The 15,177-nt window shown below is 62.3% G+C and carries 13 protein-coding genes; 7 read left to right on the forward strand and 6 right to left on the reverse strand.

The features are described 5' to 3' along the window. Positions 1-22 precede the first annotated feature (22 nt). Entirely contained in the window at positions 23-952 is a 930-nt protein-coding gene (locus HYI44_RS15455) for a ZIP family metal transporter (protein WP_122839781.1), read from the reverse strand. A 332-nt stretch (positions 953-1,284) separates the two neighbouring features. Between HYI44_RS15455 and HYI44_RS15460 the strand changes: the two genes are divergently transcribed. Next, entirely contained in the window at positions 1,285-1,746 is a 462-nt protein-coding gene (locus HYI44_RS15460) for a hypothetical protein (protein ID WP_225569793.1), read from the forward strand. Here HYI44_RS15460 and HYI44_RS15465 read toward each other — a convergent pair. The 4 genes from HYI44_RS15465 to HYI44_RS15480 all read right to left on the reverse strand — a co-directional run bounded on the left by HYI44_RS15465 (position 1,740) and on the right by HYI44_RS15480 (position 6,633). Next, entirely contained in the window at positions 1,740-2,465 is a 726-nt protein-coding gene (locus tag HYI44_RS15465; RefSeq protein ID WP_225569794.1) for a glycosyltransferase, read from the reverse strand. The two genes, HYI44_RS15460 and HYI44_RS15465, sit on opposite strands and share 7 nt — an antisense overlap. An 83-nt stretch (positions 2,466-2,548) precedes the next feature. Then, positions 2,549-3,649, reverse strand: a complete 1,101-nt coding sequence (locus HYI44_RS15470; RefSeq protein WP_225569795.1) for an AI-2E family transporter — start codon at positions 3,647-3,649, stop codon at positions 2,549-2,551. 67 nt (positions 3,650-3,716) lie between these two features. Beyond that, positions 3,717-4,352 carry a response regulator transcription factor gene (locus HYI44_RS15475; protein ID WP_122839777.1) on the reverse strand — a complete coding sequence of 212 codons (636 nt, stop codon included), beginning with the start codon at positions 4,350-4,352 and terminating at the stop codon, positions 3,717-3,719. A 4-nt stretch (positions 4,353-4,356) separates the two neighbouring features. Then, on the reverse strand, positions 4,357-6,633 hold the full coding sequence (locus HYI44_RS15480; RefSeq protein ID WP_225569796.1) for a PAS domain S-box protein: 2,277 nt from the start codon (positions 6,631-6,633) through the stop codon (positions 4,357-4,359). A 230-nt stretch (positions 6,634-6,863) separates the two neighbouring features. On the opposite strand from HYI44_RS15480, the gene HYI44_RS15485 reads away from it, so the two are divergent. From HYI44_RS15485 to phaR, 6 genes are all read left to right on the forward strand, one after another. Further along, positions 6,864-8,486 carry an acyl-CoA synthetase gene (locus tag HYI44_RS15485; protein ID WP_122839775.1) on the forward strand — a complete coding sequence of 541 codons (1,623 nt, stop codon included), beginning with the start codon at positions 6,864-6,866 and terminating at the stop codon, positions 8,484-8,486. Positions 8,487-8,598: 112 nt separating this feature from the next. After that, a complete protein-coding gene (locus tag HYI44_RS15490; RefSeq protein WP_122839774.1) occupies positions 8,599-8,925 on the forward strand; it encodes a DUF485 domain-containing protein in 327 nt (108 codons plus the stop codon). Beyond that, positions 8,925-10,595 (forward strand): cation acetate symporter, encoded by a 1,671-nt coding sequence (locus HYI44_RS15495; protein WP_201147614.1) that lies wholly within the window; start codon positions 8,925-8,927, stop codon positions 10,593-10,595. Before HYI44_RS15490 ends, HYI44_RS15495 begins: the two co-directional genes overlap by 1 nt. Before the next feature lie 63 nt (positions 10,596-10,658). Then, positions 10,659-12,431, forward strand: a complete 1,773-nt coding sequence (locus tag HYI44_RS15500; protein ID WP_225569797.1) for an acyl-CoA dehydrogenase C-terminal domain-containing protein — start codon at positions 10,659-10,661, stop codon at positions 12,429-12,431. A gap of 127 nt (positions 12,432-12,558) precedes the next feature. Further along, on the forward strand, positions 12,559-13,827 hold the full coding sequence (locus HYI44_RS15505; RefSeq protein WP_201147616.1) for an OprD family porin: 1,269 nt from the start codon (positions 12,559-12,561) through the stop codon (positions 13,825-13,827). A 96-nt stretch (positions 13,828-13,923) separates the two neighbouring features. Continuing rightward, positions 13,924-14,472, forward strand: a complete 549-nt coding sequence (gene phaR / locus HYI44_RS15510; protein ID WP_122839770.1) for a polyhydroxyalkanoate synthesis repressor PhaR — start codon at positions 13,924-13,926, stop codon at positions 14,470-14,472. Between the two features lie 35 nt (positions 14,473-14,507). Here the strand turns inward: phaR and phaP are convergent, their stop codons facing one another. Continuing rightward, complete coding sequence (gene phaP, locus HYI44_RS15515; RefSeq protein ID WP_225569798.1) at positions 14,508-15,077, reverse strand: TIGR01841 family phasin; 570 nt, start codon at positions 15,075-15,077, stop codon at positions 14,508-14,510. Positions 15,078-15,177 lie beyond the last annotated feature (100 nt).

The raw sequence follows: 15,177 nt of genomic DNA on the forward strand, positions 1-15,177 counted from the left end.
AAGCCTCCCTGCCTGCCGGGACTTACCCCAACGCGGTATCAAGAAACATCATCACCCCAAAGCCCATCATCAACCCAAGCGTAGCTGGCGTTTCATGGCCGTTGCGGTGGGTTTCGGGAATCACTTCGTGGGACACCACGAAGATCATCGCCCCGGCCGCCAGACCCAAGGCTACGGGATAGCCGAGGGCGAATGCCGATGAAACGCCCAGGCCGATGATCGCGCCCAACGGTTCCATGAGCCCGGAACCTATCGCCACCAGGGCCGACTTCAAAGCCGAGATACCTGTGACCCGCAGCGCCAGCGCAATGGCAAGCCCTTCGGGAATATCCTGGATGGCGATGGCCGTGGTCAGGGGCAAACCCACCTTCATGTCGCCGTCCGCGAAACTGACGCCGATGGCCATGCCCTCGGGCAAGTTGTGCAGGGTGATGGCCAGGACAAACAGCCAGACCCGGTTGAGGCGTTCTACCTCGGGGCCGCGCCGACCGCTTTTCTGGTGCTCGTGGGGCACAAAACGGTCCAGGCCGACCATCAAGGCCACGCCCAGCCCCATGCCCAGCACCACCACCGCGGCAGACACCAGTTTGCTGCCGGTGATGGCTTCAGCGGCAGCGATGCCTGGAAGGATCAGCGAAAAGGAGCTGGCCGCCAACATCATTCCCGCCGCAAAGCCGAGCATGATGTCCTGGGTACGGACCGCGACGTCCCGCAGTACCAGTGCCATTAATGCGCCCAGTGCCGTAGCAGCAAATCCAGCGGTGCCGCCCAGCATCGCGTAATGCAAAACGTCCGAGTCGGCTTCGGTCAATGCACTGTAGCCACTGAACAGCAGCAGGCAGGTCACGACGATCAACGTCAACCAGAACAGCACCCCCGACCAACTGCTGCCACGGGCCAATTCAAGCCAGGAGCGCGAAGCGCCGCTGCTCGACGAGACGGGATCGGACATAAAAACTCCTATCGATGGTTGGCCCGCTTATTGGGCGCCCGGGAAGCGACCGGTAGCAACTGTTTTGAGCTGCGCCGCGCTCCCTGCTCAAAAGAAAGGGCACTGGTGGCCACCTGAGTTGACTCATCCGGTGACTCACCGAATGCGCCGCCCACAGATATCTGAAGCAATTGCCCGTGGGATAATTTGATAAAGATTGATGGCTGGCGACCGGCGGCAACTATCCACTCGATTGCGGTCAGTCGTCGGTAGTTGCGTAACTCAATGCAAACTTTCAATCGCCCCTCTAATCTATTTGCAGCGCCCGCTAAAGACCCAACCATGGACGAGCCATGACGGCACACCCTAACTTCAAGATCGCGTTGCTGCTGAGTGGCCTGGTGCTTGCCATGGTCGGCGTCCTGACCTTTCAGTTGATTCATTGGCAAGTCGCCGACAGCCGCAAGCAAGCGGCACTCTGCGAAGACGCCAAGCAGACCATGAAGAACCTTGAGATCCGCGCACGGGCGCTCGCCTCCGGCTTGACCGTGGAAGCTTATGCCAAGGCTGAAGCCGATGAAGTGGCGGCACTGATCGAGCGACTCGATGCAGCCCGTAATGATGCCGAGGTCGATGCCGTGATCGACGCGCACGCGGCAGCCCTGGAGGCCAAGGGGGCAGCCATCGACGCGCAAGTGGGGACAGGGGGTGACCAGGCGTTCCTGGAGCAGCGGTTGGTGCGCCAGCGAATCCCGGTGGACGTCAAACAGGAGTTGCGCCGCGCCGCGAAAGCCGTCAGCGACGCGTGTCACTGAGGCGTTTGCACATCCATTTCAGGGCTGCGCATCGATGCTGGCGGGTGGTTGCAGGCCGCCGCACCCAGGGCTTGGCCCAGCGATGCCAGGTACTCGCCAAAACCGCCGGTGCATTTGTAATCCTTGCGCGCGCTGGTCACCACCGGGTTGGACGCGGTCCAGACGATACGCGCACGGATGCGCTCAAGGTCGGCCACCAGGTGTACGTCTTCATGGGCAGCCAGGTGCTGAAAGCCACCGGCGCTTTTATAAGCGGCAGCGCTCAGCCCCAGGTTCGCGCCGTGGATATGCCGGTGATTCTCGATGAACTGATAGCGCTCCAGGTAGCGGCTGCGAACGCCCTCTCCGTGCTCATCCCAGTTGTCCACTTCAACCGTGCCGCACACGGCGTCAGCCATGCAGTCGAGTTGGCGGGCGATCCAGTCGGCTGGTACAACCGTATCGGCATCCGTGAACGCCAGCCATTGCACACCCGCCTCCAGCAGTACCTCGGCCCCTGTCGCCCGCGCCTTGCCGACGTTCCTGAAAGAGGCATCGAGTGTCGGCACGTCCATGGCGCGCACCCGCGTGCCGGTGGCATCCGAACAGTCGTCCAGCACCACCAGGATGCTGACTTCGCGCCCCTGCAACTGCGGGTGGCGTGCCGCTACAAGGATGGACGCCAGGCAAGCGCTGATGTGTTGTTCTTCGTTGTGGGCGGGTATGACAACACCGATCATTGGCGTTCCCTCGGATGGGCGAAGTGTGGGCTCTGCAGTTATCGACACTTCGCGTCATCAGAAGGTTTAAAGAATGTACAGCCTCAGGGCAGCGGCCCCTGTTGCGGCTCTGGGTCCGGTCGGTCCTGCACCCACTGCCAGAACAGTTGATACCCCACTGCCAGCACTACCGGCCCGACGAACAACCCGATGATCCCGTTGGACACCATGCCGCCCAGGGCGCCGATCAGGATCACCGGCATCGGTACATCGACGCCGCGCCCCAGCAGCAAAGGCTTGAGCACGTTGTCTACCAGTCCGGCGACGAACACGTAGATGGCAAAGACGATGGTCCCGGTGCTCGCGCCCTCGGTGGTGAGCACAAAGGCAATCACCGGCAGCGTGATCAGGGTCACCGGCAGCTGCATGATGCCCAGCAGCAATACCGCCAGCGCCAGCAGGCCGGCACCGGGCACGCCCTTGAAGACAAAACCCAACCCCACCAGCAGCATCTGGATAAAAGCGATGCCCACCACGCCGAGGGCCACTGCGCGAATCGTCGCCGTGCACAGCAAAGCGATTTTCGGGCCCTTGGCCGGACCGCTAACCCGCGCGGCGATCTGCACCGCGCTGCGGCTGCCGCCTTCGCCGTACGCCATGAAAATTCCGGCGATGATCAGGGCGAAAATGAACATCAGGAAACCCATGCCGACCCCGGCCAGCTTGCTCAATAAACCGAGGCTGAAATGCTTGATCTGCGGCAGGTATTTGGCGGTCAGGTCAGGCAGGTTGGTGGAGGCCTGCAGCCAGAGTTCCGTCAGCGGCTTGCCGACCAGCGGCCAGTCGGCCACTGCGGCATTCGGCGGCGGCACATGGAAGGCGCCGTCCTTGACCAGCACCATCGCTCGCTCGACTGAGTCGGCAATGGAGGTGCCCAACAGGTAGATCGGCACCATCAGGATCACGATCGCGGCCAGCACGAGCAGGGTCGCGACGTACCCCGGCTTGTGCCCGCCTCGCCTCATCAACCGCGTCTGCAGCGGGTAGAGAGTGATCGCCAGGATCAGCGACCACAGCATCAGGTCGCGGAACGGCCTGAAGATCTCGAAGCAGAACAGCACCAGGACGGTAATCAACCCTGCACGAATCAGCACGTCGAGCAGGGTGCGGGTCAGCGCCTTCTCGTTTATCGGGGTGGGCACCATTGATGGCTCCATGCTGGTGGCGAATAGGGTTCGCTCAGCATAGACCCACAGTGGGCGGTGTGAGAGGTCAGCGTAGTTTCAGGGGATCGACCAGCCCGGCCGCGATGGCCATCCCGACCAGGTCAGGCAAGGTGGTGGCCTGCATGCGTTTCATCACGCGGGATCGGTAGAGGTCGACGGTCTTGGCGCTGACCCCCAGTTGCTCGGCTATTTCCCGGGTGGTATAGCCTTGCACCAGTGGCACCAGCACGTCGCGCTCGCGTGGGGTGAGCGTGAGCAGTCGCGCCTTGAGGGCATCATGGCCCTGGACCCCGGAACGGTTCACGGCGCTGTTGCTGAGCGCTTGTTGCACGCTGTCCAGCAGTAACTGCTCGTTGTAGGGCTTTTCGATGAAATCGTGCGCGCCGGCCTTGAAGGCGCGCACCACGATCGGCACGTCGGCGTGGCCGCTGACAAAGATCACGGGCAGGTTCAGGCCTCGGGTGCGCATTTCTTCCTGCACGTTCAGGCCGCCCATCCCCGGCATGCGCACGTCAAGCAGCACGCAGGCGTCGAGGCTGGCATCGCAGGCGTCAAGAAAGGCAACCCCGCTGGTAAATGCCAAGGCCTTGAGGCCAACGGATTCAAGTAGCCACACCGTGGAATCGAGCATCCCCTGGTCATCGTCGACCACGTACACCACGTGCTCCATCACAGCTGCCATTGCGTTATTCCTGTTGTTGTTTGGTCGGGCCGGCAAGCGGCAAGCGGCACATCATCAGCAGCCCGCGGGGTTGGCGCCTGGCCTGCAGCGCCCCACCGAAGCCTTCGATGATGCTGCGGCTCATGGACAAGCCCAGACCCAGGCCATCGGCCTTGCTGGTGTAGAACGGCGTGAATATCTGCTCAAGCTGTGCCTCGCTCACCCCCGGGCCCTGGTCCTGCACACTGAATTCCACAGTCGCACTGCCGCACAGTCCCGCGGCCATGACGATCAGCGAAGGCTGGCCGGGATGTTGTTCGCGATTGGCATCGATGGCATTGCGCAGAATGTTGAGCAGGACCTGTTCGAGCAATACGCGGTCGGCATAAATTGGCGGCAGATTATCCGGCAGCCGATCCTCGATTGTCACTTGGCAATTGCTCGCTTCCCAGGCGCACAAGCGCACCGCCTCGCGGGCGACATCGGCGATGTCCAGGGCTTGCATGCGGCGCTGGCCCTTACGCAGGAAGGCCCGCAGGCGACGGATCACCTCGGAGGCATGGGTGGCGTGGTGGGTGATGCGCTCCAGCCCCTGGGCGACGCGTTCGGCAGCCTGGGGATTGGAGCCCAGGGACTGCAGATAACGTTGGCTGGCGTTGGCATAGTTGACCACCGCGGCCAGAGGCTGGTTGATTTCATGGGCGATGCCAGAGGCCAGTTCACCCAGGGTGACCAGCCGCGCCGTGTGCGCCAGTTCGTCCTGGTGGCGGCGCTGCTGGGTCTCGCGCAGTTCGCGTTCGGTCATGTCCCGCGCCACCAGTGAGTAATAACGCTCCCCCCCCGCCGCGCGATGGGCCAGCAACACCAGGGATACCGGAACACCCGCGCCCCCGGCCGGGGGCAGCAGCCGGGCATCGGTGCTCCACACGCCATCACGCTCGGCAGCGGCCCAGCCCTGGCGTTGCAGGCGCAGCAGGTCGGCGCTGGCAAACAGGTCCTCCATGGACGGCATCGGTTGTGGCGGGTTGATGCCCAGGATGCGACGCGCAGCGGGATTGAGGTAGGTGACGTGCCCATCGGGGTCGATGAACAGCACCGGGTCAGTATTGGCTTCGACCACTTCGGCCAGGCGGCGATTGTTTTCTTCGGCCTGGACCCGGGCGGTGATGTCACGGGAGACGCTGACCACTTCGACGACGGTGCCGGTGTAGGTCTCGCGGATGGCCCGGCTCGCGGTTTCGAACCACAGGTAGTGGCCGTCTCGATGACGAATCCGATAGGTCATGGTGTGATAACCGTCCTGCTCCAGCGCGTCACGCGCCCGTTGCACCAGGCTCGCCAGGTCCTGGCCGTGGAACAGACCCTGGGCCATTTGCCCGCGCAGTTCTTCGGGCCAGTAGCCGAGCAGGGTCCAGGACGCGGGCGAGGCATCCAGAAAGCGTCCGTCCGGGGAGTGCCGGGAAATCAGGTCGGTGGTGTTTTCGATGATCAGCCGGTACAGGCGGCGCGCCGTGGCGGCCTCTCGCTCAGCCAGCACCTGCACGGTGGCGTCGCGACAACGGGCGAGCACGCGGTTGTCCTGAGGGTCTGGAATAAAGGTCCAGATCAGCACCTGGTCCTCGAACTGGGCTTCGACGCCTTCGATGGCGCGCTGCTGGTCGAGACAGGCGCGCACCAGCACCCGATGGTTGACCGGCAGAAAACCCAGCACGTCGGTCAGGGGTTTTTCCGCCAGCAGGGCCAGCAGCGCCGCATTAAATTCCTGCGGACGGCCCTGGGCATCGAGCAGCAGGCCCGGTTGTGGGTCGTGGCCCAATAGCGGCGAGCCACGCAACATGCCGTTGACGCTACTGAGCAGGGTCGTCAGCAAGTCGCGAACCCAACCCAGCCAGTCAAAACTCACCCCTTCGCAGACTTCCACCAGCAGCAACCCGGCCTGCCCCGGCTGTAATGCCAGGTCGAACACCTGGCCGTGGCTGATGGCAGCGCGGCGCAGGCGACCGGCCAGCCAGCAATCGAGCCGACGCACTTGCGCCAGGTCCAGGCGCCCTGCAGCCGTCAAGTTCTCGAACAGCAGCCGGTCACTGGCCAGCACCGGATCGCCCTGCCCCGGCGGGAAATGCTGGGCGCCGCCCTCATGGCTGTAAATGCCGGCCAGCGGTTGCCAGCTCAGGTACACCGCACGCCGCACTTCGGGACAGTCTTGCAGGGCCCGACACAAGGCGTCGGCGCGGGCAGCCATCGGCACGCCCTCGCGTTGCAGGCGCAACCAGCTGTGCAGTCGAACAGGAGTCGGGGTCATCGCGGGTCCGCATTGGGGTGGCGTCCAAGGATATACCGGCACTGGCGACCCGGCGGCATTCATTTGGAGCAGGATGAATAGCGTATAGTACATATACTATACGCTATAGGTTGTACTTCCATACCGATGGCTGAATGTTATATAAAGCAAACCAGACATAAAAGATGCACGCGGCGGCGACGCCGACGAGCCATCTGTAGAGCTAACAATCAGCCACCGAGTACCCGAACATGTCGATCTATGAACAAGGGCTAGGCCCTTCGGCGGTCAATCACATCGCTTTGTCTCCGCTCAGCTTTCTCGAGCGCACTGCCAACATCTATCCCCACTACCCTGCCGTGATCCACGGTTCGATCCGCCGCACCTGGGCGCAGACCTACACCCGCTGCCGGCGCCTGGCGTCGGCATTGGCCGGGCGCGGTATCGGCAAGGGCGACACGGTGGCGGTGATGCTGCCAAACATCCCCGAGATGCTTGAAGTGCACTTCGGGGTGCCGATGATCGGTGCTGTGCTCAACCCCCTCAACGTGCGCCTGGACGCCGAAGCCATCGCGTTCATGCTCCAGCACGGTGAAGCGAAAGTGCTGATCACCGACCGGGAATTCCATGACGTGATCCACGCCGCCATCGGCATGCTCGACCATCCGCCGCTGGTCATCGACGTCAACGACCCGGAATACGGCGAAGGTCAGGCCGTCAGCGACCTGGACTACGAGGCGCTGCTGGCCGAAGGCGATCCGGCGTTCGACTGGAAATGGCCGGTCAATGAGTGGCAAGCCATCTCGCTGAACTACACCTCCGGCACCACCGGCAACCCCAAGGGGGTGGTCTACCACCATCGCGGGGCTTATCTCAACGCCTTGGGCAACCAGATGACCTGGGCCATGGGCAATCACCCGGTGTACCTCTGGACCCTGCCGATGTTCCATTGCAACGGCTGGTGCTATCCCTGGACCATCACCGCCCTGGCCGGGGTGCACGTGTTCCTGCGTCGGGTCGACCCGCAACGAATCCTCACCCTGATCCGCGAACATCAGGTCACTCACCTGTGCGGTGCGCCGATCGTGCTCAACGCACTGGTGAACATGCCAGAGTCGGCCAAGGCCGCGATTGATCATCCGGTCAATGCGATGGTCGCCGGCGCGGCACCGCCGGCCAAGGTCATCGGTGCAGTGGAACAGATGGGCATCAAGGTCACACACGTCTACGGCCTGACCGAAACCTACGGCCCGGTAACGCTCTGCGCCTGGCACGCCGAATGGGATGAACTGCCCCTGGACGAACGGGCGCAGATCAAGTCCCGCCAAGGCGTGCGCTACCCGACGCTGGAAGGGGTCATGGTCGGCGACTCGAAAACGCTCGAACCGACTCCGCGCGACGGCCAGACTATCGGCGAGGTGTTCATGCGCGGCAACACCGTGATGAAGGGTTACCTGAAAAACCCGACGGCCACGGCCGAGGCATTTGAAGGTGGATGGTTTCACACCGGCGACCTGGCGGTGTGTCATCCCGACGGCTACGTCGAGATCAAGGACAGGCTCAAGGACATCATTATTTCCGGTGGCGAGAACATTTCCACCATCGAGCTGGAAGGCGTGTTGTATCGCCATCCGGGCGTAATGGAAGCAGCAGTCGTTGCGCGTCCTGATGAGAAATGGGGTGAGACCCCCTGCGCCTTCATCACGCTCAAGGCCGATTACCAGGATGTGCGCGAGGCCGACATCATCAGTTTCTGCCGCGAACACCTCGCCGGTTTCAAAGTCCCGCGCACGGTGATCTTCACCCTGCTGCCCAAGACCTCGACCGGGAAGGTCCAGAAGTACGTCCTGCGCGACAGGGCCAAGGCACTCTAACCCGAACCAGCACTACCCCTCAGGCGGCAGGTCGATTTCCTGCCGCCTCGGGCTCGTGCAGGCCGAATTTGGCCTTCCACACCGATAACAACAAGACAAGGTGGAGCTTCCCATGATCGACATCCATTCAACCGATACCCAGCGCTGTGAACGCATTCGCGGCAACCCGAAATTCCTGCAGCTGGTCAACAGCCGTTCACGCCTGGCCTGGTCGCTCAGTGCGGCGGTACTGGGCACCTACTACGTGTTCATGGCGGTGGTGGCGTTCTTCCCGCAGTGGTTGCACGCCCCGCTCGCCGAGCACCGCATGATGACGCTGGGCATGCCGGTAGGCGCAGCAATCATCGTGTTTTCCTGGTTGCTGACGGGATGGTACGTGTACCGCGCCAACACCCGCTTCGATGCGCTGGGCGCAGCCATTCTCGAGGAGAGCAAGTAATGAGCATCCTGCGTAACTTCCTGATTGCCGCCGCCGGCCTTTTGCCTGCGAGCCTGGCACTGGCCGCGCCACTGACCGGCGTCGCCGAAAAGCAACCACTGAACCTGCATGCGATCGGCATGTTCTTCGTGTTCGTCCTGGGCACGCTGGCGATCACCTGGTGGGCCGCACGCCAGACTAAATCCACCTCTGACTTCTATACCGCAGGCGGTGGCATCACCGGCTTCCAGAACGGCCTGGCGATTGCCGGCGATTACATGTCTGCGGCCACGCTGCTGGGGCTGTCGAGCCTGGTATTTGCCAAGGGCTATGATGGCTTCATCTACACCATCGGCTTTTTTGTCGGCTGGCCGATCATTACTTTCCTGATGGCCGAGCGCTTGCGCAACCTGGGGCGCTACACCTTCGCCGACATCGTTTCCTATCGGCTGGACCAGAACAAAGTACGGATCTTTGCCGCGTTCGGTTCGCTGACCGTGGTGTGCTGCTACCTGATCGTGCAAATGGTCGGTGCCGGTCAATTGATCAAGTTGCTGTTCGGTCTCGACTACCCGGTGGCCGTGGTGATCGTCGGTGCATTGATGCTGGTGTACGTGATCTTCGGCGGCATGATCGCCACCACCTGGGTACAGATCATCAAGGCCGTGTTGCTGCTCGCAGGCGGAACGACCCTGGCGGTGATGGCCATGTCGCAGTTCGGCTTCAGCTATGAAGCCCTGGCAACACGGGCGGTCGAGGCACATGCCAGCGGCTGGAACATCATGGGCCCAGGCTCGATGCTCGCCGACCCGATCAACACCGCCTCCATGTCCCTTGGCCTGGTGTTTGGCATTGCCGGCCTGCCGCACATTCTGATGCGCTTTTTCACCGTGCCCAATGCCAAGGAAGCACGCAAGTCGGTGTTCTACGCAACGGGCTTCATCGGCTTCTTCTTCCTGGTGGTCTGCACCCTGGGTTTCGCCGCGATGGTGATCATCGGCACCGATCCGCAGTACTACGTCAACGGCGAAGTCGGCGGCACCCTGATAGGTGGCGGCAACATGGTTGCCATGCACCTGGCCAAGGCAGTGGGCGGCAACCTGTTCTTCGGTTTCCTCTCGGCGGTGGCCTTCGCCACCATCCTGGCGGTGGTGTCCGGCCTGGCACTGGCCGGTGCTTCGGCAATCTCCCACGACCTGTACGCCACGGTCTTCAAGAAAGGCAAGGCGACCGAGAAACAGGAAATGCGCGTTACCCGCATGGCCACCGTCGGCCTTGGCATCATCGCAATCCTGCTGGGCATCCTGTTCGAGAAGATGAACGTCGCGTTCCTGGTGGGCCTGACGTTCGGCATCGCCGCGTCGACCAACTTCCCGGTGCTGATCATGGCCATGTACTGGAAAGACCTGACCACCAAAGGCGCGATCATCGGCGGGTTTGCCGGTCTGATTTGCGCCTTGGTACTGGTGATCCTGTCGCCTGCCGTTTGGGTGACCGTGCTGGGCCATGCCCACGCCATCTTCCCCTACGACCACCCTGCCCTGTTCTCCATGCCGCTGGCGTTCCTGGTGATCGTCGTGGTGTCGAAACTCGACCGCAGCGTGCGGGCCGGCAAAGAGCGTGATGCCTACGCCGACCAGTTTGTCCGGGCCCAGACCGGCCTGGGTGCCGCCAGCGCGTCCAGCCACTGATTGACCGGGCGCGCCCGTCCATGACGGGAAGCGCCCATCGCCTAACCCTGTGAGGTTCACGTAATGCCCGAATTCAAAGCTCCGCTGCGCGATATGCGCTTTGTGCTGCATGAAGTGTTCGAAGCCCCGGCCTTGTGGGCGCGCCTGCCAGTCCTGGCCGATAACGTCGACGCCGCCACCGCCGATGCCATTCTCGAGGAAGCGGCCAAGGTCACCTCGCATCTGATTGCACCGCTTAATCGCAGCGGCGACGAAGAAGGCGCCCAGTGGCAGGATGGCCAGGTAAGCACGCCGATCGGTTTCAAACAGGCGTACGCCACCTATATCGAAGGGAGCTGGGTGGGCCTGTCGGGAAACACCGAGTTCGGCGGCATGGGCATGCCGAAGATGCTCGCCGTGCAATTCGAGGAAATGCTCTACGGTGCCAACTCAAGCTTCGCCCTGTACTCGGCACTGAGTTCCGGAGCCTGCCTGGCGCTGGATGCACACGCCAGCGCCACCTTGAAAAACCTTTACCTGCCGCCCATGTACGAAGGTCGCTGGGCCGGCTCCATGTGCCTGACCGAAGCCCACGCCGGCACCGACCTGGGCCTGATCCGCACCCGCGCCGAACCGCAGGCCGACGGCAGTTTCCAGATCACCGGCAGCAAGATCTTCATTACCGGCGGCGACCAGGACCTGACCGAAAACATCATCCACCTGGTGCTGGCCAAGCTGCCAGACGCACCCGCCGGGCCAAAAGGCATCTCGCTGTTTGTGGTGCCTAAGATTCGCGTCAACGCCGACGGCTCCCTCGGCGCCGCCAACGCCGTCAGTTGCGGCTCGATCGAACACAAGATGGGCATCAAGGCTTCGGCCACCTGCGTGATCAACTTCGACGGCGCCAGCGGCTGGCTGGTGGGCGAGGCCAACAAAGGCCTGGCAGCCATGTTCACGATGATGAACTACGAACGGCTGTCGATCGGCATCCAGGGCATCGGTTGCGCTGAAGCGTCCTACCAGAGCGCGGTGACCTACGCCCGCGAGCGCGTGCAAAGCCGTGCCCCTACCGGCGCCATGGCCCCCACCCAGGTGGCCGACCCGATCATCGTCCACCCGGATGTGCGTCGCATGCTGTTGACCATGAAAGCCATGACCGAAGGTGGCCGGGCGTTCGCCAGTTACGTGGGACAGCAACTGGACCTGGCAAAGTTCTCCGACGATGCCAGCGAGCGCGACAGTGCGCAAAACCTGGTGGCCTTGCTGACGCCAGTGGCCAAGGCGTTTTTCACCGACAGCGGCCTGGAAAGCTGCATTCACGGACAACAGGTTTTCGGGGGCCACGGCTACGTCCGCGAGTGGGGTCAGGAGCAATTGGTTCGCGACGTGCGCATCGCGCAGATCTATGAGGGCACCAATGGCATCCAGGCGCTTGACCTGCTCGGGCGCAAAGTGGTGGCCAATCATGGCGTGGTGCTGCGCCAGTTCACTGACGAGATCCGCCGCTTCGCGGACCAGTCCGACGCGCCCTACGCGACACAACTGCTGGATGCGGTACGGCGCCTGGAAAACCTCAGTGATTGGGTGCAGGACCGGGCCGAGACCAACCGCAACGAAGTCGGCGCCGCGTCGGTGGAGTACCTGCACCTGTTCGGTTACGTCGCCTATGCCTGGCTGTGGGCGCGCATGGCGCACGTGGCCGGCAAGCAGCGCAACACCGATGAGGCGTTCTACGGCGCGAAGATCGCCACCGCCGACTTCTACATCCACCGCCTGCTGCCGCGCATCCTGAGCCTTGAGCAGTCCATACGCGCCGGCAGCGCCTCGCTCTACGGCCTGACGGCTGAGCAGTTCTAACGATTGAACCGCGCGCGGCGCCTTGCTCCTCTCTTTCAGGCGTCGCGTTTTTTATTCAGCAGCCCTCGCCAGCTCGGCGAGGGTCGCCAGATCCGATTTCTCATAATAAAAACAAAGGGGCTTCACCATGGATCGTCACACCTGCAATCTCGCGACCCGACTGCTGCTGGCCGGTGGCGTCATCAGCCTCTCGGCCCCCGCTTCCGCTGATTTCATCAAGGACAGCAAAGCCAGCGTGGAATTGCGCAATTTTTACTTCAACCGCGACTTTCGCCAGGACAATGCAGCGCAATCTAAACAAGAGGAATGGGCCCAGGGTTTCCTGATGCGCTTCGAATCGGGCTTCACTGCCGGGACCATTGGCGTCGGGTTCGACGCCATCGGCCTGCTCGGTATCAAGCTCGATTCCAGCCCTGATCGTGCCGGCTCCGGCTTGCTCAAGCGCCATGCCGATACCCGCCAGGGCGCCCATGACGAGTACGCTGAAGTGGGCCTGACGGCCAAGGTTCGCGCGGCAAAAAGTGTACTGAAACTGGGGACACTGTTGCCCAAGTTGCCAACCGTGCTGGCGAACGATTCACGCCTGTTGCCGCAGACCTTCCAGGGCGGCCAGTTGAGTTCGCTGGACATCCAGGGCCTGACCGCAGACGCCGGGCGCCTGACCCAGGTCAATCAACGTGATTCCTCGAACTACGAGGACATGGGCATCACCCGTACGGGCGCCAAGGGCATCATTACTCGCCACCTGGCCAGCGACAGCTTCGACTTCGCCAGCCTCAACTACAAATGGACGCCTGATCTGGCCACCGGCTACAGCTACGGTCATCTGGATAATTTCTACAGCCAGCATCTGGTCAACCTGACGTACGTCCTGCCGATCACCGTGGGCCAGTCGTTAAAAACCGACCTGCGCTTCGCCCGCTCCACCGACGACGGCGGCAGCAATGTCGACAACAATGCCCTGGGCGCGATGTTCACCTACACCCTGGGCGGAAATGCCTTTGGCCTCGGCTACCAGAGCATGAGCGGCGACACCGGTTATGCCTACATCAACGGCACCGACGCGTTCCTGGTGAATTTCGTGCAAATCGGCGATTTCGCCAGCAAGGACGAAAAATCCTGGCAGGCGCGCTACGACTACAACTTTGCGGCCATGGGTATTCCCGGCCTGACCTTCATGACCCGCTACCTCACCGGCTCGGACATCGACCTGGGCAACAACCGGCCTGAAGGCAAGGAATGGGAGCGCGATACCGATATCGGCTACGTGGTGCAGAGTGGGCCACTGAAGAATGTCGGGCTGAAATGGCGCAACGCGACAGTGCGCTCGACCAACTTTGGCAGTGACCTGGATGAAAACCGTCTGATTGTCAGTTATACCCTGCCGATCTGGTAAGCAATGCCTCGTCCCCACCCTGTGGGGACGATTTACCGGAGGCGCACCGGCTGCTAAAGGCGCGCTCGAGGGCACGGGCGATGAGAGTAGGATAAGATGCCTGCAAACCAGGCTCGCCGCGAGACGCCCCGCATGACCGATATCACCCCCCGCCTGATCAAGAAGTACCCCAACCGCCGACTCTATGACACCCACACCAGCAGTCACCTGACGCTGGCGGACATTCGTCAACTGGTCGTCGACAAGGTGCCGTTCCAGGTCGTCGACGCCAAAAGCGGCGAAGACCTGACGCGCAGCATCCTGCTGCAGGTGATCCTGGAAGCTGAAAGCGGTGGCGAGCCGATCTTCACCAGCGAGATGCTGATGGGCATTATCCAGTTCTACGGGCCCTATCAGGGTGTGCTCGGCAGTTACCTGGACAAGAGCATCCAGACCGTTATCGACATCCAGTCCCAGACCGGCGCGCAGTCTTCCGAAGCCTGGAGCACCTTCATGCACCAGCAGGCTCCGGTGATGCAGGACTTGATGCGCCAGTATGTCGATCAGTCCAAGGCGCTGTACCTCAATACCCAGAATCTGTTTGGCATGTTTGGCGCAACGCCGGATGCCAAAGGCGGCCCGAAAAAAAATGGCGACGGGGAATAAACCCGTCGCCATCGGTGCAGCTGGCCTGAACTGACTTACTTGTTACCGCTGGTAGCCTTGCCGCCGGCTTCTGGTGTGGCTTTTCCCGGCGCTGCGCTCGCGGCCTCGAAACCACTCTGAGCCACATCGGCCGCCTGCTTTGCGGCTTTTTGTGCGCTTTCAAAGACCGTACCGGCGTTCGCCAGGCCCGACTTGAATGCGGCAACTACCGGTTCCGAACCCGCTGGCGCGTTCTTGCTCAAGGTTTCCACGAACTCTTCAACCTGCCGGGTGCCGGATTCGACCTGGCTGGAGGTCAGTTTGGCGATGTCCGACTGGGTGTCGACGATCAGCGCCTGGACCTGACGGTTGAACTCGGCCAGGCGTTCGCCCTGGGCACTTGGTTGGGTCATCGAAGCCTGCAGCTCGGCAAAACCCTGAGGATCACGCACGGCCAGCAACTTGCGAACGCCTTCGAAGTGTTCCTCGGTGGAGTCGCGCAGGGCCTTGAACTGCAACTGGCTCAGCTGCTCGACGCTGGCGAAGACTTTGCCGCTGATCTGCTGCAAAAGGTCGAGGTTGGCTTTCTGGACGGTTTGCAGTTTTTCCGGGTTGAAAAAAGACATGCTGGAATCTCCTGGTACTGAAAGCCCTGAGAGGGCCAAGGGCGCGACGGCGATCCTGCCAGTCATCGCGATAGAGGCGATATTGCAGTGCACAAATCTG

This window comes from Pseudomonas sp. Y24-6 (assembly GCF_020295325.1).
Taxonomy (GTDB): domain Bacteria; phylum Pseudomonadota; class Gammaproteobacteria; order Pseudomonadales; family Pseudomonadaceae; genus Aquipseudomonas; species Aquipseudomonas gregormendelii.